Origin of the sequence: Endozoicomonas sp. ALB115 (assembly GCF_049310245.1) — a bacterium.
In the GTDB taxonomy this organism is placed as follows: domain Bacteria; phylum Pseudomonadota; class Gammaproteobacteria; order Pseudomonadales; family Endozoicomonadaceae; genus Endozoicomonas.
In genome coordinates, this window is sequence record NZ_JBLYZG010000043.1 from 17,063 (window position 1) to 40,836 (window position 23,774).

General features: G+C 50.9%; 19 protein-coding genes. 8 read left to right on the top strand and 11 right to left on the bottom strand.

What is annotated here, in order from left to right; translation table 11 throughout:
• Positions 1-123: 123 nt before the first annotated feature.
• The gene (gene dxs, locus ACO6VE_RS17105; protein ID WP_422462514.1) at positions 124-2,049 is read left to right on the top strand and encodes a 1-deoxy-D-xylulose-5-phosphate synthase; all 1,926 of its coding nucleotides are present in this window, start codon (positions 124-126) and stop codon (positions 2,047-2,049) included.
• A gap of 92 nt (positions 2,050-2,141) precedes the next feature.
• Here the strand turns inward: dxs and ribA are convergent, their stop codons facing one another.
• From ribA to ribBA, 6 genes are all read right to left on the bottom strand, one after another.
• Positions 2,142-2,735, bottom strand: a complete 594-nt coding sequence (gene ribA, locus ACO6VE_RS17110; RefSeq protein WP_101748396.1) for a GTP cyclohydrolase II — start codon at positions 2,733-2,735, stop codon at positions 2,142-2,144.
• 114 nt (positions 2,736-2,849) lie between these two features.
• Complete coding sequence (locus ACO6VE_RS17115; protein WP_422462490.1) at positions 2,850-3,482, bottom strand: retropepsin-like aspartic protease family protein; 633 nt, start codon at positions 3,480-3,482, stop codon at positions 2,850-2,852.
• A gap of 76 nt (positions 3,483-3,558) precedes the next feature.
• Positions 3,559-4,071, bottom strand: a complete 513-nt coding sequence (locus ACO6VE_RS17120; RefSeq protein ID WP_422462492.1) for a phosphatidylglycerophosphatase A — start codon at positions 4,069-4,071, stop codon at positions 3,559-3,561.
• A gap of 22 nt (positions 4,072-4,093) precedes the next feature.
• Positions 4,094-5,083: a thiamine-phosphate kinase gene (gene thiL, locus ACO6VE_RS17125; RefSeq protein ID WP_422450187.1), complete on the bottom strand. Its 990-nt coding sequence runs from the start codon at positions 5,081-5,083 to the stop codon at positions 4,094-4,096.
• A 72-nt stretch (positions 5,084-5,155) separates the two neighbouring features.
• Positions 5,156-5,641, bottom strand: coding sequence for a transcription antitermination factor NusB (gene nusB / locus ACO6VE_RS17130; RefSeq protein WP_422450560.1), 486 nt, complete (start codon positions 5,639-5,641; stop codon positions 5,156-5,158).
• Between the two features lie 615 nt (positions 5,642-6,256).
• Positions 6,257-7,375, bottom strand: a complete 1,119-nt coding sequence (gene ribBA, locus ACO6VE_RS17135) for a bifunctional 3,4-dihydroxy-2-butanone-4-phosphate synthase/GTP cyclohydrolase II (RefSeq protein WP_422450188.1) — start codon at positions 7,373-7,375, stop codon at positions 6,257-6,259.
• A gap of 216 nt (positions 7,376-7,591) precedes the next feature.
• Between ribBA and ACO6VE_RS17140 the strand changes: the two genes are divergently transcribed.
• Entirely contained in the window at positions 7,592-8,962 is a 1,371-nt protein-coding gene (locus tag ACO6VE_RS17140; RefSeq protein WP_422462494.1) for a hypothetical protein, read from the top strand.
• Positions 8,963-9,012: 50 nt separating this feature from the next.
• On the opposite strand, the gene ribD is transcribed toward ACO6VE_RS17140, so the two are convergent.
• Both ribD and ACO6VE_RS17150 read right to left on the bottom strand, forming a co-directional pair.
• Entirely contained in the window at positions 9,013-10,149 is a 1,137-nt protein-coding gene (gene ribD, locus ACO6VE_RS17145; protein ID WP_422462496.1) for a bifunctional diaminohydroxyphosphoribosylaminopyrimidine deaminase/5-amino-6-(5-phosphoribosylamino)uracil reductase RibD, read from the bottom strand.
• A gap of 14 nt (positions 10,150-10,163) precedes the next feature.
• Positions 10,164-10,685: a HugZ family protein gene (locus ACO6VE_RS17150; protein WP_422450191.1), complete on the bottom strand. Its 522-nt coding sequence runs from the start codon at positions 10,683-10,685 to the stop codon at positions 10,164-10,166.
• Between the two features lie 666 nt (positions 10,686-11,351).
• Between ACO6VE_RS17150 and dapB the strand changes: the two genes are divergently transcribed.
• The 5 genes from dapB (at position 11,352) to greA (ending at position 18,331) form a co-directional block, all read left to right on the top strand.
• Entirely contained in the window at positions 11,352-12,158 is an 807-nt protein-coding gene (gene dapB / locus ACO6VE_RS17155; RefSeq protein ID WP_422450192.1) for a 4-hydroxy-tetrahydrodipicolinate reductase, read from the top strand.
• 249 nt (positions 12,159-12,407) lie between these two features.
• Positions 12,408-13,250 carry a hypothetical protein gene (locus tag ACO6VE_RS17160; RefSeq protein ID WP_422450193.1) on the top strand — a complete coding sequence of 281 codons (843 nt, stop codon included), beginning with the start codon at positions 12,408-12,410 and terminating at the stop codon, positions 13,248-13,250.
• A 177-nt stretch (positions 13,251-13,427) separates the two neighbouring features.
• Entirely contained in the window at positions 13,428-14,570 is a 1,143-nt protein-coding gene (gene carA / locus ACO6VE_RS17165) for a glutamine-hydrolyzing carbamoyl-phosphate synthase small subunit (protein WP_422462498.1), read from the top strand.
• A gap of 27 nt (positions 14,571-14,597) precedes the next feature.
• On the top strand, positions 14,598-17,858 hold the full coding sequence (carB, locus tag ACO6VE_RS17170; RefSeq protein ID WP_422462500.1) for a carbamoyl-phosphate synthase large subunit: 3,261 nt from the start codon (positions 14,598-14,600) through the stop codon (positions 17,856-17,858).
• Positions 17,855-18,331 carry a transcription elongation factor GreA gene (greA, locus tag ACO6VE_RS17175; RefSeq protein ID WP_422450196.1) on the top strand — a complete coding sequence of 159 codons (477 nt, stop codon included), beginning with the start codon at positions 17,855-17,857 and terminating at the stop codon, positions 18,329-18,331. Before carB ends, greA begins: the two co-directional genes overlap by 4 nt.
• Positions 18,332-18,414: 83 nt before the next feature.
• Here greA and ACO6VE_RS17180 read toward each other — a convergent pair whose 3' ends face one another.
• Positions 18,415-18,750 (bottom strand): hypothetical protein, encoded by a 336-nt coding sequence (locus ACO6VE_RS17180; protein WP_422462502.1) that lies wholly within the window; start codon positions 18,748-18,750, stop codon positions 18,415-18,417.
• 861 nt (positions 18,751-19,611) lie between these two features.
• Here ACO6VE_RS17180 and ACO6VE_RS17185 point away from each other — a divergent pair.
• Positions 19,612-20,022: a hypothetical protein gene (locus ACO6VE_RS17185; protein ID WP_422450198.1), complete on the top strand. Its 411-nt coding sequence runs from the start codon at positions 19,612-19,614 to the stop codon at positions 20,020-20,022.
• Positions 20,023-20,092: 70 nt separating this feature from the next.
• Here ACO6VE_RS17185 and uvrA read toward each other — a convergent pair whose 3' ends face one another.
• Both uvrA and ACO6VE_RS17195 read right to left on the bottom strand, forming a co-directional pair.
• Positions 20,093-22,918: an excinuclease ABC subunit UvrA gene (uvrA, locus tag ACO6VE_RS17190; protein WP_422462504.1), complete on the bottom strand. Its 2,826-nt coding sequence runs from the start codon at positions 22,916-22,918 to the stop codon at positions 20,093-20,095.
• Positions 22,919-23,009: 91 nt separating this feature from the next.
• The gene (locus ACO6VE_RS17195) at positions 23,010-23,591 is read right to left on the bottom strand and encodes a hypothetical protein (protein WP_422450200.1); all 582 of its coding nucleotides are present in this window, start codon (positions 23,589-23,591) and stop codon (positions 23,010-23,012) included.
• Between the last annotated feature and the right edge of the window lie 183 nt (positions 23,592-23,774).

A 23,774-nucleotide genomic window follows, 5' to 3' on the forward strand; every position in this document is an offset into this window, starting at 1 on the left:
CCAACCTATCTGATTTGTCAATTCTACGGGCTAGGCTGCACAACAAGATTGTGCGATGCTATTCCAGTCAGGTTGGGTGTACAATGCCAGCCAGCGGATCATCCCAGACGTTATTACGAGCACATGTTTCACGAGATACCCAAGACACTGCCTGATACTCCTTTGCTGGACCAGGTAAATAATCCGGAACAACTCCGCGCACTTGAAGAATCCCGTCTGCCACAACTGGCCCGGGAGCTGCGGGAGTTTTTATTGTATTCCGTTGGGCGGACAGGGGGGCATTTTGGTGCCGGACTTGGTGTAGTGGAGCTGACCATTGCGCTGCACTATATGTTTAACACTCCGGAAGACCGTTTGGTCTGGGATGTGGGTCACCAGGCTTATCCGCATAAAATTCTGACGGGGCGCAGGGACAGAATGTCATCCCTGAGACAAAAGGATGGCCTTGCCGCTTTCCCGAAAAGAGACGAAAGTGAGTTCGATACGTTTGGTGTCGGGCATTCCAGTACGTCTATCAGTGCGGCGCTTGGCATGGCCATTGCCGCCCGGGCTAAAGGTGAAAAGAGGCGCGCTGTTGCGGTGATTGGCGATGGCTCCATGACGGCGGGTATGGCCTATGAAGCCATGAATCACGCAGCGGATGTAAAGGCCAATATGCTGGTGATTCTTAATGATAACGATATGTCCATTTCCAGAAGTGTTGGCGGGCTCTCCAACTATCTGGCCAAAATACTTGCCAGCCGGACTTACCACCATATTCGTGAAGGCAGTAAAAAGGTTCTGAATGTTATTCCCCGTGCCTGGGAGCTGGCAAGACGAACCGAAGAGCACGTCAAGGGAATGGTGGTTCCCGGAACGTTGTTTGAAGAGATGGGGTTCAACTATATCGGCCCTATTGATGGCCATGACCTGCCCATGCTGGTTCATACCCTGAGAAATATGAGAGACCTGGAAGGCCCTCAGTTTTTGCATGTGGTGACTCAGAAGGGGAAAGGGTTTAATCCGGCCGAGCAGGATCCGATCGGATACCATGCCATTACCAAGCTGGAGCCACAGGCAACAGAGAATCTGAAGACGGTTGCCCCCAGAAAGCCCAAATACGCCAATGTTTTTGGACAGTGGTTGTATGATATGGCCGCAGCGGATGAGCGGTTGATGGGTATTACGCCGGCAATGAAAGAAGGCTCTGACCTGATTCGTTTTGCGGATCACTTTCCGGAGCGTTACTTTGATGCGGCGATTGCTGAACAGCACTGTGTCACCCTGGCGGCAGGCATGGCCTGTGAAGGCCTCAAGCCCGTTGTTGCGATCTATTCGACATTCCTGCAGCGTGCTTATGATCAGCTGATTCATGATGTCGCAGTGCAGAATCTGGATGTGCTGTTTGCCATCGACCGTGCCGGCATGGTGGGGGAAGATGGCCCAACCCACGGTGGCTGCTACGACATCGCCTATCTGCGTTGTATCCCCGATATGCTGGTGATGACGCCGGGTGATGAAAATGAAACCAGACAGCTGTTGTCTACAGGTTTTCTTTATAAAGGGCCGGCATCGGTTCGTTATCCCCGGGGAACAGGACCAGGTGCTGAGATTTGCCTTGATCTTGCGCCTTTGCCTGTTGGTAAGGGGGAAATTCGTCGTAAAGGAAGCCGGGTAGCGCTGCTGGTATTTGGCACCTTGCTGGGGAATGCCCTGGCAGCTGCTGAATCACTGGATGCCACGGTTGCCAATATGCGGTTTGTTAAACCTCTGGATGAAGCGCTGGTCAAAGAGCTTGCTGCTAACCATGAGTTGTTGGTGACCCTGGAAGAAGGGTGTATTGCCGGTGGTGCGGGCTCAGGCGTGATGGAATATCTGCAGAAGCAGGAAATTACTGTGCTGGTGCTGAACCTTGGTATTCCTGATACCTACATTGAAGCGGCGAGCCATAAGGAGCAGTTGGCTCAGTGCGGGCTGGATCAGGAGGGCATTATTCGTTCGGTTCGTGACCGGATGGAGCGGATAGAGAGGAAGTCCTTTCATCTTGGCAAAACGGCTACTCCGGCTTAGGGAGTTTGCCCTGAACAACTGTCCTTCACACGACAACGTCGAGATGAAAAAAGGGAGCCAGCTGGCTCCCTTTTTGATGTTATTGGATTTGTTCAGGCCATGTTGTACATGTGCCCCAGCTTCCACACTTTGGTGGCCAGATAACGCTCGTTATGAGGGTTTTGACCAGTCTGGTGCGGGATTCTTTCGGCAACCTGAATGCCCAGGTTGGTAAGAGATTCAACTTTGCGAGGATTGTTGGTCATCAGTTTCAGGCTGGAAACGCCAAGATGATCCAGCATGGTTTTGCACATATCATACTTGCGCATATCCGGCTCAAAACCCAGTTCTTCGTTTGCCTGAACCGTATCCATGCCGCTGTCCTGAAGGTGATAGGCGCGAACCTTGTTCAGCAGACCAATGCCACGGCCTTCCTGGCGGAGATAAAGCAATACTCCCCGACCTTCTTCAGCAATACGCTCCAGGGCCGCCTGAAGCTGAGGGCCGCAGTCGCAGCGCATGCTGAACAGTGCATCACCCGTCAGACATTCGGAATGAACCCTGGCAAGTACCGGCCCCCCCTGACTGACATTCCCCATGGTTAATGCCAGATGCTCCTTGCCCGTACCACTGTCTTCGAAGCCATACATGATGAATTCGCCATAGGGCGTGGGTAAGCGAGACTCTGCAACAAAACTAACAGACACTCACTGCTCCTTATGTAGTTCGTGACCGGATTGTATCAGTCTGTGAGGCGTCAGGCGAGTATGGTAATAAGGCAGAAAAATAGAGAGAACTACCGGCTGACCCGGAACAATGGGTTAGTAATTTGCCTCAATCTGCATGACTCCACGATGCTCTGACAGTTTGACGTGTTTCAGAAAGCTCATGCCTAATAATACGATGTCAGGGTAGGAGCCTTCGATAACGGTTGCTTCTACGTGATTTACCCGAATGTTGCCTAGAATCACGCTCGATAAATTTACCTGGTAACCATCAACAAGATCGCTGGCGGTTGCTACTTTAATTGGGTTTCCTGCCTGATAATCGATGCCCAGACGTTTGGCGTCCAGTGAGTTAATGGCTAAAACATTAGCACCAGTGTCCACCAGAACATCAATGGCGCGGTCATTAATCCGTCCCCGGGTGATGTATTGTCCCCGGTTATTTCGGGATATTTTGATGATGGCTTGCTCAGGCTGTTGAATGCCACCGTTCATATCCCGGCTCATCTGGTAGGTTGCAGCTTTGCCATTGACTTCCAGGGTGGCACTGGTGCTGGTCGCTTTCAGCAGTTTTACGCCTGCCACCGATTTTCCATCTGTAGCCAGTAAATGCCGCTGACCGTCGATGATAACCAGTGCTTTATTGGAAAACAGACCAACAACGTTGATATTGCTGGCATAGCTTTGGGTGCTTATGGCCAGGGCCAGAAGAAAGGTTGACAGTCTCATGATGTATTCTTTTCTTATACTTATTGCTTTTGATGATATCAGAGGCTTAAGCCAGGTTAACAATCTCTATGTAGGGTTATGTGAGAACTTCCTTCAGATAGACATAGTGAATGGCCTGCAGGCATAAAAATGCAAAGACACCTGCCACCAGGTCATCAACCATAATGCCAATACCGCCGTGAACTTTTTTATCCAGCCAGCTGATCGGCCAGGGCTTCCAGATATCAAACAGCCTGAACAGGATAAAGCCCAGAAGAATCCATGGCCACCCTGCCGGGGCAGCAATCATGGTTATCCAGAAGCCGCAGAATTCATCCCAGACGATCGCTGGATGGTCATGCACCCCCAGATCTTTTGCGGTCCGCCCGCAGAGCCAGAAACCCACCACGGAAGCGACAACTATAACCCCAAGGTATGTCCAGAGACTTAATCCCTGCAGGAGCAGGTAAAAGAACACGGCGGCAATGGTGCCGAAGGTACCGGGCGCTTTAGGAGCCAGCCCACTGCCGCAGCCAAAGGCGAGAAAGTGGACAGGATTTTTCCAGCAGGTTTCTCTTGGTGCTATGGCTTGTCTGGTAGAGAGCGTCATGGGCTTTATATTCTTTCAGAAATCAAAAATGAGTGTAGGCTTTTTTGCTGAGCAGGTTGCCCTGTGGGTCTCTGATTATTCCAGACTCATCATTAATCTGGCCAATACAGGTAATGCGGCAGCCATCTGAGAGTTTCGCTGGCAGCGTCTGAGCCAGGTGGCGGGGAATCGTGAAACAGAGTTCGTAATCGTCACCACCGGTCATGGCCAGGGTGAGGGCGGTATCCTGGTCATGGCAACGGCCAAGGGCAGCAGACCTGGGAACCAGATCGGGCTCGATTTCTGCGCCTACGTTACTGGCTTCGAGGATATGGCCAAGATCACCCAGCAGCCCATCGGAAATATCCAGGGCCGAGGTAGCACCTGCCTGGCGCAGCCATTGGCCGGCGAATAGGCGGGGGGAGGGGTACCAATAGCGATGTAACAGGTATTTAAGGCTTTCATCACCGCAGGTTTCCGGTGTCTCGCCGCTCAACACAGAAGGCAGAGCCCCGGCTGCATCACCCAGGGTGCCGGTAATACAGATAAGATCACCGGGCCGGGCACCACTGCGTAACAGGGCCTGTCCTTTGGGGACCAGCCCCTGGACCTGTAGCGAGAGGGTCAGTGGTCCTTTTGTGGTATCTCCACCAATCAGCGGGATTTTAAATCGCTGGGCAAGCTGGGCAAGACCTTCAGAGAACTCTTTCAGCCAGAGCTCGGAAACTCTGGGCAGGGTCAGGCCGAGGGTAAAACTGTGCGGATCTGCCCCCATGGCGGCAAGATCACTGAGGCTGACGGCCAGGGCACGGTAACCAAGGGCGAAAGGATCGCACTCACCGGGAAAGTGAACCCCTTCCACCAGAGTGTCCAGTGACTGGGCAAGCTGCATATCCGGGGGGATGTCAAAGAGCGCACAGTCATCACCAATGCCAAGAATGCTGCTGGTATATTGCCCTTGAATCTGTGCGATCTCAGGGCGAGCAAAATAGCGTTTGATCAGCTCGAATTCACCCATTACACCAGTGGCCATAAATCCCCGTTACATGGTCAAGTCGTCTTCTGTGCCTGACATCCGTCACGGCGTAAGCAGCTTATAATCAGCCTATTTTTTCCGGTAGGCTTGCACTTCCTCAGAACGCAGGCGTGGTGCCAGCTTGTCGAGGATGCCGTTAATATAGCGATGGGAGTCCTGGGCACCAAAGCGCTTGACCAGTTCAATGGCTTCATTGATCACCACCCGGTAAGGAACATCCTTCCGGTTGATCAGTTCAAAGCAGCCGATGCGCAGGGCTGACAGCTCCACCGGGTCAAGCTGGCTCAATGGGCGGTCCAGTACGGCGGTCATCGCTTCATCAAGCTGGTTGGTTTGATTGGGCACACCATGAATGATGGCACTGAAATAGTCGGCATCCACTTTGCTGAAATCGTTGTCCGTGCGGAATTGCGCTTCAATCTGGTTCAGTGGTGATTTGGCAATTTGCCACTGATACAGTGCCTGAAGGGCCAGCTGTCGTGCTCTTCTGCGAGCCGACGGGTTAAGCCGGTCTGCGCTCTTCTTTTGAACGGGGTTGCCTTGTGGGTTATTCATTGGCGAGGTGCTCACCTCAAGCCTCCAGATTCTATAAAAGGGATATCATTTGAAAGGCACAGGCCTTTCCGCCCTTGCTGCCAGATTTTGTCGGCCACCAGGTTTGTTACCGTCAGAGCATCAAGGGGAAGCACTTCATCTTCCAGATTAACCTGAGACGGCTTTTAAACACATTCGTTAGCAACGCAATCAAAGTGCGGTGTACCACCAGAAGGTGAACCAACCAAATAGTAATAGCAAAGGCAACTTCTGTATTAGGGCCTGTTGACGTTTCGTTGCGTGCTCAGTGGCTCAGAAAGGCGTCAGATGCGCGAAAGACTTGTGCAGCGCGTAGTTATCCTACGCCAAGCAAGTCTGACAAAGCAGATGGCGCCTTTCTGAGCCACCCTTCGGGCGTATCAGGGCGCCCCTATGACTTCGTTGCGGCATTTTGAAAGGCAACCAGCCTTCCTGCAATGCCGCGCCTCGTCATAGGAGCGCCCTGATACGCTGAGCACGCAACGAAACGTCAACAGGCCCTAAATACAGATGAACGATATCCGATCAGTTTACATGATCGGGTAACGTTCATTGTGATTTTTTTACGCTATTGAGGGGCTATTTCCTTCGGATGAGTTACTCACCAAATGGCAGATACTCCACAACTTCCAGGTCAAACCCGGAAAGAGCCGCAAAGCGGATGGGCGAGCTTAACAGGCGCATCTTGCCAACGCCCAGGTCGCGCAAAATCTGTGAGCCGGTGCCAATGGCCTGGTAGGCTCTGGACATCCCATCGGAAGACGAACGCTCATTGGCATCAACAAAGCGCTCCAAGGCCATTCCCAAGTCCTGGTGGCTGCCGGAATCCAGCAGTACCACAACCCCGCAGCCTTCTTCGGCGACCCTGGCCATGGCTTTATGCAGAGACCAGCTGGTGCGGGTAGCGTCACTGTGGGCTGCCAGCAGGTCACGGAACGGTTCCATGGCATGAACACGAACCATGGTTGGTGAGTCCGGCGTGATATAGCCTTTGCTGAGCGCCAGGTGTTTGCAGTCGCTGATGCTGTCCTGGTAAACCGAAAGATCAAACTGGCCAAAGTCGGTATTAATGACCCGTTGCTCAACCTTTTCTACGGTTTTTTCATGGACAATCCGGTAGTGGATCAGGTCGGCAATAGTACCGATTCTCAGGTCGTGCTTTTCTGCAAACGCTTCCAGGTCAGGGCGACGGGCCATTGAGCCATCTTCATTCATGATCTCAATAATGGCGGCTGCCGGTGTCAGTCCTGCCAGACGGGCAAGATCACAACCGGCTTCGGTGTGGCCAGCGCGGCTCAATACCCCGCCGGGTCTGGCACGAAGTGGGAAAATATGACCTGGCTGGACAATGTCGGCCGGGCGTGAAAGTGGGTCAACCGCCGTTAAAATGGTTCTGGCCCGGTCCTGAGCGGAAATACCCGTGGTCACCCCTTCTGCCGCTTCAATGGATACGGTGAATGGTGTGCCATAGCCAGACTGGTTGTCCGAAACCCCCACCATTGGTGGAAGGCCAAGGAAATCACAACGATCGCCGGTCAGTGTCAGGCACAGCAGCCCCCTGGCCTCACGGGTCATAAAGTTAACAATTTCCGGGGTGATTTTCTCCGCAGCGATGATCAGATCACCTTCGTTTTCACGGTCTTCATCATCCATCAGTATGACCGGCTTACCGAGGCGAATGTCCTCTAGAAGTTCTTCGATGGAGTTCAGCTGCATAATGTCCCTCTGATAACCGGTGGTTTCCGGTACGATTTCTTATCAGCTATAAGCGAAAAAATGTGTGGCGGCTATTTTACTCTTTTCGTCAGGGGTTAAAAGCGGTTTGTGGGGAATCTGTGCTTTGTTGTGATTTGCCTGTGATGTTTCTGGACGTATTATTGCTGTTTATCTGGCTGGTCACTATTCAATGGAATGATAAAGGGACTAATTATAATGTTTGGAAATGCATCGGATGTATTAAAGTCTTCTGCTGACGTTCTTGAAAATTGGAACAGTGAAGGTAACCACAGCCGCTGGCGATCCCTGGATATGCAAAAGGTGAATACGTCAGATGGACGACTGGTTTATAAGCTGGAGGTCAAGGAAGGTTTTTTTTCTTATCTGGTCAATCATGTCAAATGTTTCCTCCTCGCACCCCATTACAGGAAAACCATGGAGGAAGCGCTCCAGGCACCCACCATAGAGAAAAGCATAAAGGAGCGGTATGTTGCAGGGGTTAACAAGGGGGGGGTGCCCTTTGTGAGTCACATACCATATCAGCAATCATTGCCAGCAATCGAGGGTGGCCAGAATGCAAATCGTCAGACAACCGGATCGACAGAGTCAGGCGATGATTCAGGTTATGAAACGGCCAGTAATCTGAGTGACATTCCTGACCCATTGGATGTAGATGACACGGAGCGTGTATATAGGCTTCCTGATGAAGCGCAGGATGAAGGTTATTCTGAGAGCCCTGTGAGCCATAACCATGCTGACGTATTTAATGATGATCTCCAGCAAGCAATAGAGCAGAGCATGGTGACTGAGGTCACGGATCAGTTGAGACGTGCTGACCGAGACCGGGAGGCCAGTGAGCTGTCAGAAGCTATACGTCGTAGCCTGGCTACTGCAACTGATGAGAATGATCCCGCTTTGGCCCGGGCGTTAGCGCTCAGCAGAAAGTCGCAGATACAGGATGAGCAAATGCGTAGTGACAGAGAGCGAGCAGATGTGGCAAAGGCTATTCAGCGTAGCCTGGACTCAGGCACTTCAAAGATTACTGAAAGTGATCCCGCTATGACGCAGGGTCTCGCTTCAAGTAAAGAATCGGACGCCGTTCGACGAGCAAAAGCTATCCGGAAAGAGCGAAAGGCGGCAGCCATACTCGAGAAATACCACCGGAAGTTTGTTAAGACGGTTCGCGATGGCAATTGTTTTTATGATGGTATGTCCAAAATTAGACGTGATGCCAGCATCACGGAATTAAGACAAAAATCCTACGATGAGGGAAAAAGGTGCCTGGATGGTAATGGTAAGCTGGAGTTTCACCCGGCACTCACTTCTTTATTTAAAAAACAAATTGAAAATTTAAAGGAGTCTTATAATTATGCCGAACAGATTGATCTTCGTCTGATGGCGTGTACACAAAATTGCAGGATCATTGTTTGCGATCTTGATGAAACGGTAATCAACGTTCTTGGCTCTAAAGGTGAGCTTGAAGAGTATCCAAAAAAAACATTGTCTGAAGTCATGGGGCAATACCCTGAGGCAGAATTATTTGTGTACGATGAAGAAGGCAAGCACTACATGACAGGCGAGAGATAGCTGTGTTGTGACGGCAGGCTTGCTTTTCATCTTTTGTTGGGAGCAGCTCATCAAGACAATGGTCGCGCTGTGATTTTCCAGTCATTACCTATTGCCCGGATATCCTTGATGACCAGCTCTTTTTTTTCAGACATGCTTTGCAGTGGTATGTTCAATAGGGGTCTTGCTGCTGAGCCCATCAGAATCGGAGCCATGAATACCACCAGCTCATCAATCAGGTTTTCAGCCATCATACTGCCAGCCAGTTGAGCGCCGGTTTCCAGTAGCACCTCGTTACACTCCCTGCGTCCCAGTTCTGCTAACACTGCCGGGAGGTTTACTCTGCCAGCCGTTTGGTCTTCGGCATTATCTAAAACCAGCACTTCTGCACCCGCTTGCTCCAGCTGGGCTTTTTTCTCAGGGCAGCATGGTGAGGTGGTAACGATCAGGCAATGCCCGGGGCCTGAAATAACTTTGGCATCAACGGGCGTTTGCAGTGTGGAGTCCAGAACCACCCGCAGAGGCTGACGTTTGCAGATCGCTTCGGCATTGGCCAAACCCAGTTCATCGGGGCGAACCGTCAGTGACGAGTCGTCGTGAAGGATCGAACCTACCCCGGTGATAATTGCACAACTCTGTGCCCTGAGTTTTTGCACTTCACTGCGTGCCTTGGGGCCGGTAATCCATTGGGATTCACCGCTGGCCATGGCGGTTCTGCCATCCAGGCTCATGGCCAGTTTTGCTCTGACCAGTGGCATGCCCGTAGACATACGCTTGAGAAAACCTTCATTCAGGGCCCGGGCATCATCGGCAAGAACACCGGATTGGATTTCTATCCCTGCTTGCTGAAGCAGGGCCATGCCTTTACCGGATACGGCCGGGTTGTCATCCTTTATTGCCGCAACCACCCGTGCGACACCGGCAGCCTTGAGGGCTTCTGCACAGGGCGGTGTTTTGCCAAAATGGCTGCAAGGCTCCAGGGTTACATAGGCTGTGGCACCTTTGGCCTTTGTGCCAGCCATGCGTAGTGCATGCACTTCGGCGTGAGGTTCTCCTGCCTTTTCGTGCCAGCCTTCTCCAACAATATGACCGTTGACGTCTACAATTAAACAGCCAACTCTCGGGTTGGGCATGGTTGTATACCAACCTGAGCGAGCCAGCTCGATAGCCTTAGCCATAAAGCCACTGTCTATCGCTTCTTGGGTCATTGGAACCTCGGTTATTACTTTTTCTTATCGATAACAATATGGCTGAAAGAGCCATCCGCATTGATTTTGAAAGCTTTGCCAAAACCAACGGTATACTGGCCATTTTCAGGCGTCAGGGCAAAGAGGTGAAAGTCCGGCAGATTGCGCAAGACTTCCACCGTATTGCCAAATTTTTCCTGAATCAGGTCCAGCCAGTGGTCACAGCGTTCGGTGCCTCTTGCCAGCTCATCGGCCTGGCAGTGGAAAAAGGCGCGCTCGCGGGCAAACAGGTTTTTGGTTTCTGACTCAGGGGCTGCAAACAGGATTGAGCACACAGGGTTAGCCAGCAGATTGGGAGTGTGGTGAGTCAGCTCGCTGACGAATATATAAAAAGTACCGTCTTCCCCCCGCAGGTAGGGAGTGTAGCTGATTTCCGGTCTCCCTTGTGGAGAAAGTGTGGAAAGCGTTAACGTTTGATGGCTGTTTACCAGCTTCTCGCAGCGTTCAGCGATGGCCGCAAGTTCTTCACCTTCTATAACTGCTACTTTCTTGCTCATGACTACCTTGGATGAGAATCAGCATCATTAGCGGAGTAATATAACCTATTGCGAGCTTTATTGTCTCTTCGTATAGATGGCGTGCCCAAAGGAGTAGGATAATGGCATCATTGATGCCGGATTATCGATTCAAACAGGTTTTTCCGTTGGGACGTGACTAACCGATGTGTCCCAGTAGGCTACTTTCTCTTTTCTCTGATTGGTTGCTACAACGAATTCTGGCGATTTGACCAGTTCGGGCAAATACTTTTCAAGAAAAATTTGTAATCTGACCCGTATTCATAATCATTATTTCCAAAGTTTTATGAATTAAATTTAATGGATTTGGAGTGAATCCATTTTCAGGAATCAGAACTTAGAATATCCGTAAGGTTAAAAAGTTCAGTTTTAAAGTATCTGTGCTTCCCGAATCATCACAGAGAGGGTTTTCACAATGACCATGGCCATAAACAGCCTTGGAGCCCAATGCATCTCCCGAACGTCTTGCACAAACTGTCTGATCATCATTGCACCTGTAACTTTCACGAAGTGGGGGCAGGTTATCGTTTTTTCCTTAAAAAATAAAAGCCGGATTGCTGTTTTTCCTGCCCTGCTTGCTGTTTGTGGGTAGTCCGATAGACTACGAGGGATTTTTGCAACCGATTAAAATGCCAGAGGGAGTGTGACGTGACCAGAGTTGCCATTGTAGGTGCCGCTGGAAGAATGGGGCGAATGCTGGTGGAGGCCGTTGCCGCTGATCAGCAGTGCCAGCTGGGAGCAGCAATTATCAAGCCTGGCGACAGTCTGTTGGGGGTGGATGCAGGAGACCTGGCAGGGGTTGGCTCACTGAGTGTGCCATTAACAGATAGCCTGTTGGCAGCTGTTAATGACTTTGATGTTTTGATTGATTTTACCACCCCGGAATTGACCATGCAGAATGTTGCCCTGTGCCAGCAGTATGGTAAAGGCATTGTGATTGGCACCACTGGCTTAAGCAATGATCAGAAGGCAGAGCTCGCCAAAGCGGCAGAGGATACCGCCATCGTTTTTGCGCCTAATATGAGTATCGGGGTCAATCTGGTGTTCAAGCTGCTGGAGATGGCTGCCAGGGTACTGGGTGATGATGCAGATATTGAAGTTATTGAGGCGCACCATCGTCATAAGGTGGACTCACCCTCCGGAACGGCGCTGAAAATGGGTGAAGTGGTGGCAGATACCCTGGGGCGTGATCTGCAAAAATGCGCTGTTTACGGTCGCGAAGGGTATACCGGGCCAAGAGATCGGGAAACCATTGGCTTTGCCACTGTTCGAGCCGGAGATGTGGTTGGTGACCATACGGTGCTGTTTGCCTGTGAAGGTGAGCGCGTGGAGGTAACCCATAAAGCCAGCAGCCGGTTGATCTATGCCCGGGGCTCATTGCGGGCGGTTCGATTTATTTCTGATAAAAAGTCCGGCCTGTTCGATATGCAGGATGTTTTGGGGCTGAAAACCTGAATCCACTGGATTTCAATGAATGATTGCAGTTCAAGGGGCTCTCATGCTTGACCTGTCATCATCATTACAATTCCCTGGGGTATAACAATACCCTTCGTTTTTGCACAGATGGCGTTGTAGTAACTGATTAAACGGGAAGTGATGAACCTGAGATCAACTGTCTGGCTGCATGGTTGATTACTGAAGAGAGCTTAAATCACTGCCCGGTGCGCTGATAATGCGGAAAATGGGTGAAAAAGGAGGTTGATAGTGATGATAGTATCCGGCGTTGTTACCCCTCAGGGGTGGGGGGATTGGTTGGCGAATGAGAGTCTTGATGCCATTCTTGATGGCATTGAAGGTTTCCCGAGGACAGCTGAAGGACAGAAAAAAATGCTTCCGGGCAGTAATACAGCTTGCGACAGAACTGCCCACAGCCTTTGTTCCCGTCATATTGCGCCTTATAATGGCTCTGTTCCAGCGGGAAGCATGGGTAAATCGATGAAAAGGCCGTTGCCTGCATGCACGGACCTTGAAGTGGTGTCTCAGAAATTAGCAAGAAATGAGCTACCCACTTTGAGTAAAAACAACGCGCCCGGGTCAGCAAATAACCACAGGGAGAGCCGTAACTCTGATTTATTCAGGATATGCTTTGAGCATCGGATGGAGGGAATCATCAAAAAAAACAGATTACAGCTCTTGATCGAAACACAGAAAAAAAAGAGTGAGCTGAAAAGCAAAGAAAACAAGGCGAAGAGAGTTTTGGAAAATCTAGGTTTCTGCAGACGCAGTCTGGGTAATTTAATGCATCCTATGGAGTATGCATTCAAGGTACTTTTACACGATGAATCTTCAAGAAAACTGATTAAATTGGAAATAGAGATTCAACAACTGACGCTTGAACTTAAGCAGGAGGAGTTGCAGAAGAAGTTTAGGGCGTGTGTGTATAATCAGGCGATTCGGGAGATGTCCAATTGTGCAGGGTTGGCCGGAGGGGCGGGAAGAGCGGTTAAAGAATATATGAATAAACAAGACTGGGTTGAGTTGCTGCCTCTTGATGCTCTGAATCAAAAATCACCTGGCGACCAAAAAAGTAGTGGACAAGTTAGCTGATTTATAGCCTAATAGCTGAAATTTGCCTTGAATTTATGGTGTTTGCGACAGGGTGCAAGATCAAAAGCGAGATAGTTTTTTAAAACATCTCGCTTTTTTTGGGTCTTCAAACTGGAGGACTTAAAGCATCATAGCGTTCGGGCTTAAGGCGCTCAGGTTCAAGTTCGGGAGGATCCTTTGACTAAGACGGCTGTTTTAGCTCTGGAAGATGGCAGTATTTTCCGGGGAATTGCCATCGGTATTGATGGTGAGACCAGTGGTGAGGTGGTTTTTAACACGGCAATGACCGGTTATCAGGAAATTCTCACCGACCCTTCCTATTCCCGCCAAATCGTTACGCTCACCTATCCCCATATTGGTAATACCGGTATTACTCCGGAAGACGAAGAATCCCCACAAATCCAGGCCGCCGGTCTGATCATCAAGGACCTGCCACTGCTGGCCAGCAACTGGCGCAGCAAAATGTCTCTGGATGATTATCTGAAATCCCGCAATATTGTCGCCATCGCTGGTATTGATACCCGCCGCCTGACTCGAATTCTCCGGGAAAAAGGTGCGCAGAACGGCTGTATCCTGGCGGGAGACGCCCTGACCGGAAAAGCGGCTGAAGCCAAAGCACTGGCCAAGGCCCGTGAATTTCCGGGCCTGAAAGGGATGGACCTGGCAAAAGAAGTCACCACTGACCAGCCCTACACCTGGACAGAAGGCGTCTGGAATCTGGAGACCGACAGTCATGCCGACGTGACGGACCTGCCGTTTCACGTCGTGGCTTACGATTTTGGTGTTAAAAGAAACATTCTGCGCATGCTGGCTCAGCGAGGCTGTCGTCTTACCGTTGTGCCAGCCAAAACACTGGCCGAAGAGGTTCTGGCCATGAATCCGGATGGTATTTTCCTCTCTAACGGCCCCGGTGATCCTGAGCCCTGTGATTACGCCATCGCCGCCATTAAGGAAATTCTGGACACTTCTCTGCCGGTGTTTGGTATCTGTCTGGGACATCAGCTGCTGGCTCTGGCCAGTGGTGCCAGGACCGAGAAGATGAAGTTTGGTCACCACGGTGGCAATCACCCGGTTCAGGATCTCAAGACCGGACAGGTCATGATCACCAGCCAGAACCATGGTTTTGCAGTAGCGGAAGACTCGTTGCCAGAGCACCTGCAGGCAACCCATAAGTCACTGTTTGATGGCAGCCTCCAGGGTATTGAGCGGACTGATCGTCCTGCTTTCAGCTTTCAGGGGCACCCTGAAGCAAGCCCTGGCCCACACGATGTGGCCGGGCTGTTTGACCGTTTTGTTGAGATGCTGAAGGCAGCAAAGTAACCAACCCCGTTTTGATGTGAGAACAAGATGCCAAAACGTACTGATATTGAAAGTATTCTGATACTCGGGGCTGGTCCAATTATTATCGGCCAGGCCTGTGAGTTTGACTATTCCGGAGCGCAGGCCTGTAAGGCGCTGAAGGAAGAGGGGTTTCGGGTCATCCTGGTCAACTCCAACCCGGCGACCATTATGACCGACCCGGCCATGGCGGACTCAACCTATATTGAGCCAATCCGCTGGGAGACCGTCGAGAAGATTATCGAAAAAGAGCGCCCGGATGCGATTCTTCCCACCATGGGCGGTCAGACCGCGCTGAACTGTGCCCTGGATCTGTTCCATAAAGGTGTGCTGGAAAAGTACGGCGTGGCCATGATTGGTGCCAACCAGCAGGCCATCGACAAAGCCGAAGATCGCCAGCTGTTTGACCAGGCCATGAAAAATATCGGTCTGGCAACGCCGCGCTCCGGTATTGCCCATACCATGGAAGAAGCCCGTGCCGTTCTCGATCAGGTTGGCTTCCCCTGTATTATTCGTCCGTCGTTTACCATGGGCGGCACCGGGGGGGGTATTGCCTATAACAAAGCTGAGTTTGAAGAGATCTGCTTCCGTGGCCTCGACCTTTCGCCCACCAATGAGCTGCTGATTGATGAGTCGCTGATTGGCTGGAAAGAGTACGAGATGGAAGTGGTTCGTGACCGCAATGATAACTGCATCATTGTCTGCGCCATCGAAAACTTTGATCCCATGGGGGTTCACACCGGAGATTCCATTACCGTCGCGCCAGCCCAGACGCTGACCGATAAGGAATACCAGATCATGCGTAACGCCTCCATTGCGGTACTGCGTGAGATTGGTGTGGAAACCGGCGGTTCCAACGTGCAGTTTGGTATCTGCCCGGACACCGGTCGTATGGTGGTCATTGAGATGAACCCCCGGGTATCCCGTTCTTCTGCCCTGGCTTCCAAGGCCACCGGTTTCCCCATTGCCCGTGTTGCTGCCAAGCTGGCGGTGGGTTACACCCTGGATGAGTTGAGCAATGAGATCACCGGTGGTGTGGTTCCCGCCTCTTTTGAACCATCCATTGATTACGTGGTGACCAAAATCCCCCGCTTTGCCTTTGAGAAGTTCCCTCAGGCAGATGACCGTCTGACCACTCAGATGAAATCGGTGGGTGAGGTAATGGCCATTGGTCGTTCATTCCAGGAGTCTGTGCAGAAAGCACTGCGTGGCCTGGAAACCGGTGCCACGGGCTTTAACTCCATGTTTGATATCAAACTGGATGCCTGCTCTGATGCAGAACGTGAAGATGCACTGGCCAGAATCCGTCGTGAACTGGTGACACCGAAAGCTGACCGTATCTACTACGTTGCTGATGCCTTCCGTGCCGGTATGACCCTGGAAGCGATCTTTGCTGAGTGCATGATTGATCCATGGTTCCTGGTGCAGATCCAGGATCTGGTGAATGAGGAAGCGTTACTGGCTAATGACGCGGTTAATGACAAAGGTCTGACCTCTCTGTCGAAAGAGCGCCTGTTCCGTCTGAAGCAGAAAGGCTTCAGCGATGCCCGTATGGCTGAGCTGCTGGGTATTCAAGAAGCCGAAGTACGCAACTATCGTCGTAAACAACAGGTCAAGCCCGTCTACAAGCGCGTGGATACCTGTGCAGCTGAATTCCGGTCTACGACAGCGTACATGTACTCTTCCTATGACGAGGAGTGTGAAGCCGAGCCTTCTGGCCGTGAAAAAATCATGGTGATTGGCGGTGGGCCAAACCGTATCGGTCAGGGGATCGAGTTTGACTACTGCTGTGTCCATGCGGCACTGGCGGCGCGGGAAGATGGTTACGAAACCATTATGGTTAACTGTAATCCGGAGACCGTTTCTACCGATTACGACACCTCTGACCGACTCTACTTTGAGCCGGTAACCCTGGAGGACGTGCTGGCCATCATCGATGTTGAGAAACCCACCGGGGTTATTGTTCAGTACGGTGGCCAGACGCCGCTGAAACTGGCCCGTGCCCTTGAAGCCGAAGGTGTGCCGATTATCGGTACCAGCCCTGAAGCCATTGACCGTGCCGAAGACCGTGAGCGCTTCCAGCAGATGATCCAGAAACTGGGTCTGTTGCAGCCCGCTAATGCCACGGTTCGCAGTGAGCAGGAAGCGGTGGCCAAAGCGGCGGAGATTGGCTATCCACTGGTGGTTCGTCCCTCCTATGTTCTGGGTGGCCGTGCCATGGAAATTGTCGCCGGCGAAGATGAGCTGGTGCGTTATATGAAAGACGCTGTTCAGGTATCGAACGACAGCCCGGTGCTATTGGACTACTTCCTGAACCGTGCGGTAGAAGTGGACGTCGATGCGGTGTGTGATGGTGAGCGTGTGGTGATTGGCGCGATCATGCAGCACATCGAGCAGGCGGGTATTCACTCCGGTGACTCCAGCTGCTCGCTGCCGCCTTACAGCCTGAACCGTCGTCATCAGGATGAAATCCGTGAGCAGGTTCGTGCCATGGCGCTGGAATTGGGTGTTGTGGGTCTGATGAACGTGCAGCTGGCCATTCAGGATGACCAGATCTACGTGATTGAGGTGAACCCCAGGGCTTCCCGTACCGTGCCATTTGTCTCCAAGTGCATTGGCCACTCCCTGGCCAAGATTGCAGCACGGGTGATGATGGGCAAAACCCTGGATGAGCTGAACTTTACTGCTGAGATTGTGCCCCCATACTACAGTGTCAAAGAGGCGGTTTTCCCATTCAATAAGTTCCCCGGCGTGGATCCGATTCTTGGCCCGGAGATGAAATCCACCGGCGAAGTGATGGGCGTTGGGGCTACCTTCCCGGAAGCCTTCCACAAGGCGCAGCTGGCTGAGAACATGCAGCTGCCACAGGGGGGTAAGGTCATTCTCTCTGTCCGGGACTTTGACAAACCGGAAGTGCCAATGGTGGCTCGTCTGCTGATGGATATCGGCTTTGAGTTGCTGGCCACATCCGGCACGGCGAAAGTGATTGAAGAAGCCGGTTTGCCGGTCATCACTATCAACAAAGTGCATCAGGGAAGACCGCATTTGGTGGACATGATCGTCAATGGTGATATAGCCTTCGTCATCAATACGACTGAAGGTCGTCAGGCAATTGCTGATTCTTACCTGATCCGTCGCTCTGCATTGACCAATAAGGTGCTATATACAACCACCATGGCGGGAGCAGAAGCGATTGCACGTTCGATCGCCTTTGGATCTGAAAGATTGGTCAGACGGCTTCAGGATCTACACGAAGGTAACGTTGGATGAAAAGAATTCCCATGACGGTGGAGGGTGAAAAAGCCCTCCGTGAGGAACTGGCTCATTTGAAGGGGGTGGAACGTCCTCGTATTTCTGCGGCTATTGCTGAAGCACGTGAGCTCGGAGACCTTAAGGAGAATGCTGAATACCATGCCGCCCGTGAGCAGCAGAGCTTTGCCGAAGGTCGCATCAACGAGATTGAAGCCAAGCTCTCCAATGCCCAGGTAATTGATATTACCACCATCACCAAGACCGGCAAGGTGCTGTTCGGTACCACGATTGTACTGATCAACCTGGATGATGACCGGAAAGTCACCTACAAGATTGTGGGTGATGATGAAGCGGATATCAAAGTGAACAAGATCTCTGTCAACTCACCCATTGCCCGGGCCCTGATCGGCAAGGAAGAAGGGGATGTGGTTGTGGTTAACACGCCTTCTGGCGGTGTTGAATATGAGATCGATGAAGTGCAGCATATTTGATTAACGCATCACTGAGCGCGGTATCTTTTTCCATACTTATTGAAGCCCTGTGTTGTCTGAGGCAGCACAGGGCTTTATTTTTGCTAACGAATTTGTACTGCACTCTTTTTGCGCTTTGAGTAATTGGGATCTTTTCCTGCGATCCATAACGAGTCTCCTTTTTCTCGCTCCAGGTAAGCAGGATCCTGGCGACGATTCCTCTGCCACTCACGGCTGAGAGCCTTTTGGCAGTTTGCGTAATCAGGATTTTTGTAACGTTGTCTGCCAAGCGCCCTTTCGCGCTCAGAGAATGCGGGGTCTTTACGGAGCTCCCTTTGGCGCAGTTTGAGGTACTCCAGGTAAGCAGGATCTTTGCGACGCTCCCTTTGATACTCCCTTTGATACTTCTTCAGGCGCTCTGCGAAATCGGGATCATTCATGTAACGCTTCTTTTTGTACACCCTTTGGCGCATCCTTTGGCGCTCTGCGTATGAAGAATCATTCTTGTGGCACTTCCTTTGGAGCCCCCTTTGGTTCCCCGGGCAAGCAGGATTATTTTGAAGCGCCTTCTTGTGCTTAACGATTGAAGAGTTACCATCAACTATTCCTTGTGCCCGGGTTGTTTGGTTCAGGCTGAGTGGGTTAGCTACAGCAGTTGGTTGTAAATCCTCTGGATTGTCGGGTATGACAGGAAAATGAGTTAACTTATTATCTGGATTCAAATAGCTTACTGATGCTGGTTCCCTGATCTCAGGCTCGCTTCCCGATAAGCATAATTGCTGAATAAAGGGAATATCTGATGTCGATGGCAACGTATAATGAAACTGTTGGTCATCAGAATTCCAGGGTACATATTGGTCAAGAGCTGATTGAGGTATCTCGGGAATATCATTTGCGAAAGTGTTTGCTGAAGCGGCAAGGGTTGAAGAATTAATAGTATATTTATTCAATGAATTAATAGAACCAGCAAAATTTTTATGTGTATCTGACGGATTATGGTAAACCGGAAAAGGAGCGTTCAGTGTCTGAACAGACATGCCCTGGTATTCAGACTGTTGTCCACTGACACTGAATTTATACGTTTGCTCTGGCAAATCTAACGAGCCGCAATAAAGGCCGGTAAAATAAGAATCGAATGAAGGTATGTTATTAAGGTGATTCATTGAATTGTATTATTACTGACTTACAGCTAGAGATTACTCTTTCTTATAAAAGTTCCTTTCTGACACGGTTTCAATGTAATTGATGGGTTCCTTCTATCATGCAATTCGTTTAATTGCTCATTCCAAGAGGTTGTTACTATGCAGGCTTCAGGTGTAAACCAGGTTCAACAAGGTGCCCACGATGCAGTTGACAATCTGCCATCGGCTGGTGTTTCACGCCATATAAGGAAAAAAGCAAGAGATTTTGGCCGATGCGTTGCCATTATTACTGCGGCAGTACCTTTTTGTGTAGGTTGTATCGGACATCATTACCTGTTGTCCAGTACCGAGCTAGGACGTCGGTTAATAGCACGTGAATCAGACACTGCGATGAAGGTGGTAACTGTTCTAGAGGCAATTTGTATATCTCCTGTGATTGTGATTGTTACGAAAATTGCCGAACAGGTATGTATGCGGCCTGGTGGCTTTATTTTCGAGCGAGTCTGTACTTTGTTGGATGCGTGTGAGCGACAAGCAGCCGGGGATGACGTACCAGATCGACCAGAATGAAGTAGATAGGGATGCTCTTCTCAATAGGTGCAGATTTGGCTTCTTTTCTGCACCTTAAGATAGTCGCGTGTCAAGCAAGCATTGGTTTCAGGAAGCGGCCGGTATGAGACTCTGGAACATCCGATACGGCTTCCGGGGTGCCAGTGGCAATAATCTGCCCGCCGCCATCACCACCCTCCGGGCCCAGGTCAATAATCCAGTCTGCCGTTTTAATCACATCCAGATTGTGCTCAATGACGACCACGCTGTTGCCATGATCCCGCAAACGATGAAGGACAGTGAGTAGCTGTTCAATGTCATGAAAATGGAGCCCGGTGGTGGGCTCGTCCAGTATATAGAGTGTTTTACCGGTATCCCGTTTGGACAGCTCTTTCGCCAGTTTCACCCGCTGGGCTTCACCACCCGACAAGGTGGTAGCGTTCTGCCCGAGATGAATATAGGAAAGCCCTACATCCATCAGGGTTTGCAGTTTGCGCTTGATCGCGGGTATTGGATCGAAATATTGCAGTGCTTCTTCCACGGTCATTTCAAGTACTTCGTGGATGTTCTTGCCTTTGTATTTTACTTCCAGTGTTTCGCGGTTATAACGTTTGCCCTTACAGACATCGCAGGCAACGTAGATATCTGGCAGAAAGTGCATTTCTACTTTGATAACACCGTCTCCCTGGCAGGCCTCGCATCGGCCACCCTTGACATTGAAGCTGAATCGGCCGGGTTTATAGCCCCGTGAACGAGCCTCCTGAGTGCCGGCGAAGAGTTCACGAATGGCGGTAAAAATCCCGGTGTAGGTGGCCGGGTTAGAGCGTGGTGTCCGGCCAATGGGACTCTGGTCAATATCAATGCATTTATCAAAGTGTTGAATGCCAGTCAGCTTTTTATAGGGCGCAGCGGTTAATGTCGTTGCTTTATTGAGCGCTGTGGCGGCCAGCGGATACAGTGTGCCATTGATTAAGGTGGACTTGCCGGAGCCCGAAACGCCGGTGACACAGGTCATTAAACCCACTGGAATTTCCAGTGTGACATGTTTCAGGTTATTGCCGCTGCAACCACTGAGTTTCAGGGTTTTCTTCGGGTCTGCGGGTGTTCTGTTGGATGGCACATGGATCTTGCGAATGCCTGAGAGGTATTGACCCGTTAAAGAATCCGGCGAGTCCATGATCTGTCCGGGGGTTCCCTGGGCGACGATGGCACCACCATGAACACCGGCACCGGGGCCAATATCGATAACATGGTCAGCGCTGCGAATGGCATCTTCATCATGTTCCACGACGATCACCGTATTACCCAGGTCTCGCAAACGGGTCAGCGTATTCAGAAGGCGTTCATTGTCCCGTTGATGCAGCCCGATACTGGGTTCATCAAGAATATACATAACCCCCACAAGACCTGCGCCAATCTGGCTGGCCAGTCGTATTCTCTGGGCCTCACCACCGGAAAGGGTATCCGCACTGCGCTCCAGGGTAAGATAGTTCAGGCCGACATTGACCAGAAAGCTCAGTCGATCGCAGATTTCCTTAAGTACTTTTCTGGCAATCTCGCCACGGCGACCGGGCAGGTCAAGATCCTGAAAATAGACCAGCGCTTTTTCAACGGGTAATTTAACCAGGTCCGGCAGGGTTTCATTCTGGACAAATACATTCCGGGCTTCTTTGCGTAAACGGGTGCCTTTACAGGATGGGCATGGCTGGGTACTGAGGTATTTGGCCAGCTCTTCCCGGACGGACTGGGAGTCGGTGTCCCTGAAACGTCGCTCAAAGTTGGGAATAATGCCTTCAAAAATATGTCGTTTTTTATAGACATCCCCCCGGTCATTGACGTAACTGAAATTGACCTCTTCATCACCGGACCCATGAAGAATAATGGTCTGCTGTTCCGGGCTTAAGTCATCAAACGGGGTGTCAATGCTGAAGCCGTAGTGAGCGGCCAGTGATTTCAGCAAGTGAAAGTAGTAAACGCTGCGCCGGTCCCAACCACGGATTGCGCCTTCTGCCAATGTTAATTCAGGATGCTGTACTATACGATCCTGGTCGAAGAACTGTTTAACACCCAGCCCATCACAAGTGGCGCATGCTCCGGCCGGATTGTTAAAGGAAAAAAGCCGTGGTTCCAGCTCATTGAGGCTGTAACCGCATTCCGGGCAGGCGAAACGGGAAGAGAAGACAATGTCGTCTTTAGCGTCATCATCCATGTAGCTGACAGTAGCAAGGCCATCGGTCAACTCAAGGGCCGTTTCAAACGACTCGGAGAGGCGCAGTTGTAAATCATCACGCACCTTGAAGCGGTCTATGACCACTTCGATGGTGTGCTTCTTCTTTTTATCCAGTTTTGGTGGTGTATCAAGATCCGTAACAATCCCGTTGATTCTGGCACGGATAAAACCGTTGCTTCTCAGTTCGTTGAATACATGGAGGTGTTCACCCTTGCGCCCCCTGACCACCGGGGCCAGCAGCATCAGTTTGGTGCCTTCGGGCAGTGCCAGAACCTGGTCTACCATCTGACTGACGGTTTGAGCTTCCAGGTGCAGGTGGTGTGTCGGGCAGTGTGGAATGCCGACGCGGGCAAACAGTAACCGGAGATAGTCATAGATTTCTGTGATCGTACCGACGGTGGAGCGCGGGTTATGGCTGGTGGATTTCTGCTCAATGGAGATAGCCGGCGAGAGTCCTTCGATATGGTCTACATCGGGCTTTTCCATCATGGATAGAAACTGGCGGGCATAGGCTGACAGGGACTCAACATAACGACGCTGGCCTTCTGCATACAGCGTGTCAAAGGCCAGGGAAGATTTACCGGAACCCGATAGGCCGGTGATTACTATCAGGCTGTCACGGGGCATCTCCAGGTTGATGTTTTTCAGATTGTGTGTACGTGCGCCCTGTACGGTAATCTTTTCCACAGCCTTTTCTCCGTGCCAGTGAGAGAGCCTGTTGGTGGCCTTTCTGCAAGCTGAAAAAGGTCACCAACAGGCTCTGAGAGCAAACGGAGTATTATAAGTAGTCGATCGCCAAGTCTGTAGTAAAAATTGCGACATTCAGCAAAAGCATCCAGAGGTGGCCGTTGAAGTAAAGGCCACCTTTGCTGTTGGTAAAATAGCCGGGGCATCGACAGTCCCATTTCAGTGCGGCTGAATCCAGAGCCAAGGTCAGAATTTGACCGGCATAAGGGTACTCTGAAACTCTGGATATGACGTTGTTCAGTGTGTCGGACCATGCAGTTTCATCATTCTTGAACTCAGATGTTTTGTTGTCAGGGGCTGCGGCACCAGGATTTATATAGGATTGAATATAACGCCAGCCATGATATCCGAGGCTCAGGAGGTAGTAGGTAAAAAAGAAACCTTTGGTCATTAACCTGTCCGGTTTATTGCTGATATCCATTAATTTCCCGCTGCAGGGGCAGGCTTCCTGCTGAGTCCAGAGGATATTTCCCGAGTCCAGGAGTTTGTAGACGTGCACTGCCATATAGGACCACATCAGCAGGTTGCGGGTAGTGAGTAATATCTGCCTGGTTTCATGGTAGGGGCTATGGGAGATCAGAATGACTGACTGATCATTAGGGGCATTTGACATGGGGAGCTTACAGTCTGTGCTTTTCAACGCTTGCAATTTTTCAATGTGGTCGATACTTGAGATTGTGCAAAGGGTTTCTTTTCCGTGTTCATTAATTGTCATGTAGCTGGCTGACATCGAGAAGCCTGTGGTTTCTTCTTTGATAGTGTCGGACAGACATGGGAGAGAAATGGTAAGCAGCAT

Excerpts from the sequence above, each read along its gene's own strand:
- dxs (WP_422462514.1), top strand. The coding sequence starts at position 124 with ATGTTTCACGAGATACCCAAGACACTGCCTGATACTCCTTTGCTGGAC.
- ACO6VE_RS17115 (WP_422462490.1), bottom strand. The coding sequence starts at position 3,482 with ATGAGACTGTCAACCTTTCTTCTGGCCCTGGCCATAAGCACCCAAAGC.
- ACO6VE_RS17120 (WP_422462492.1), bottom strand. The coding sequence starts at position 4,071 with ATGACGCTCTCTACCAGACAAGCCATAGCACCAAGAGAAACCTGCTGG.
- thiL (WP_422450187.1), bottom strand. The coding sequence starts at position 5,083 with ATGGCCACTGGTGTAATGGGTGAATTCGAGCTGATCAAACGCTATTTT.
- nusB (WP_422450560.1), bottom strand. The coding sequence starts at position 5,641 with ATGAATAACCCACAAGGCAACCCCGTTCAAAAGAAGAGCGCAGACCGG.
- ribBA (WP_422450188.1), bottom strand. The coding sequence starts at position 7,375 with ATGCAGCTGAACTCCATCGAAGAACTTCTAGAGGACATTCGCCTCGGT.
- ACO6VE_RS17140 (WP_422462494.1), top strand. The coding sequence starts at position 7,592 with ATGTTTGGAAATGCATCGGATGTATTAAAGTCTTCTGCTGACGTTCTT.
- ribD (WP_422462496.1), bottom strand. The coding sequence starts at position 10,149 with ATGACCCAAGAAGCGATAGACAGTGGCTTTATGGCTAAGGCTATCGAG.
- ACO6VE_RS17150 (WP_422450191.1), bottom strand. The coding sequence starts at position 10,685 with ATGAGCAAGAAAGTAGCAGTTATAGAAGGTGAAGAACTTGCGGCCATC.
- carB (WP_422462500.1), top strand. The coding sequence starts at position 14,598 with ATGCCAAAACGTACTGATATTGAAAGTATTCTGATACTCGGGGCTGGT.
- greA (WP_422450196.1), top strand. The coding sequence starts at position 17,855 with ATGAAAAGAATTCCCATGACGGTGGAGGGTGAAAAAGCCCTCCGTGAG.
- ACO6VE_RS17180 (WP_422462502.1), bottom strand. The coding sequence starts at position 18,750 with ATGAATGATCCCGATTTCGCAGAGCGCCTGAAGAAGTATCAAAGGGAG.
- ACO6VE_RS17185 (WP_422450198.1), top strand. The coding sequence starts at position 19,612 with ATGCAGGCTTCAGGTGTAAACCAGGTTCAACAAGGTGCCCACGATGCA.
- ACO6VE_RS17195 (WP_422450200.1), bottom strand. The coding sequence starts at position 23,591 with ATGTCAAATGCCCCTAATGATCAGTCAGTCATTCTGATCTCCCATAGC.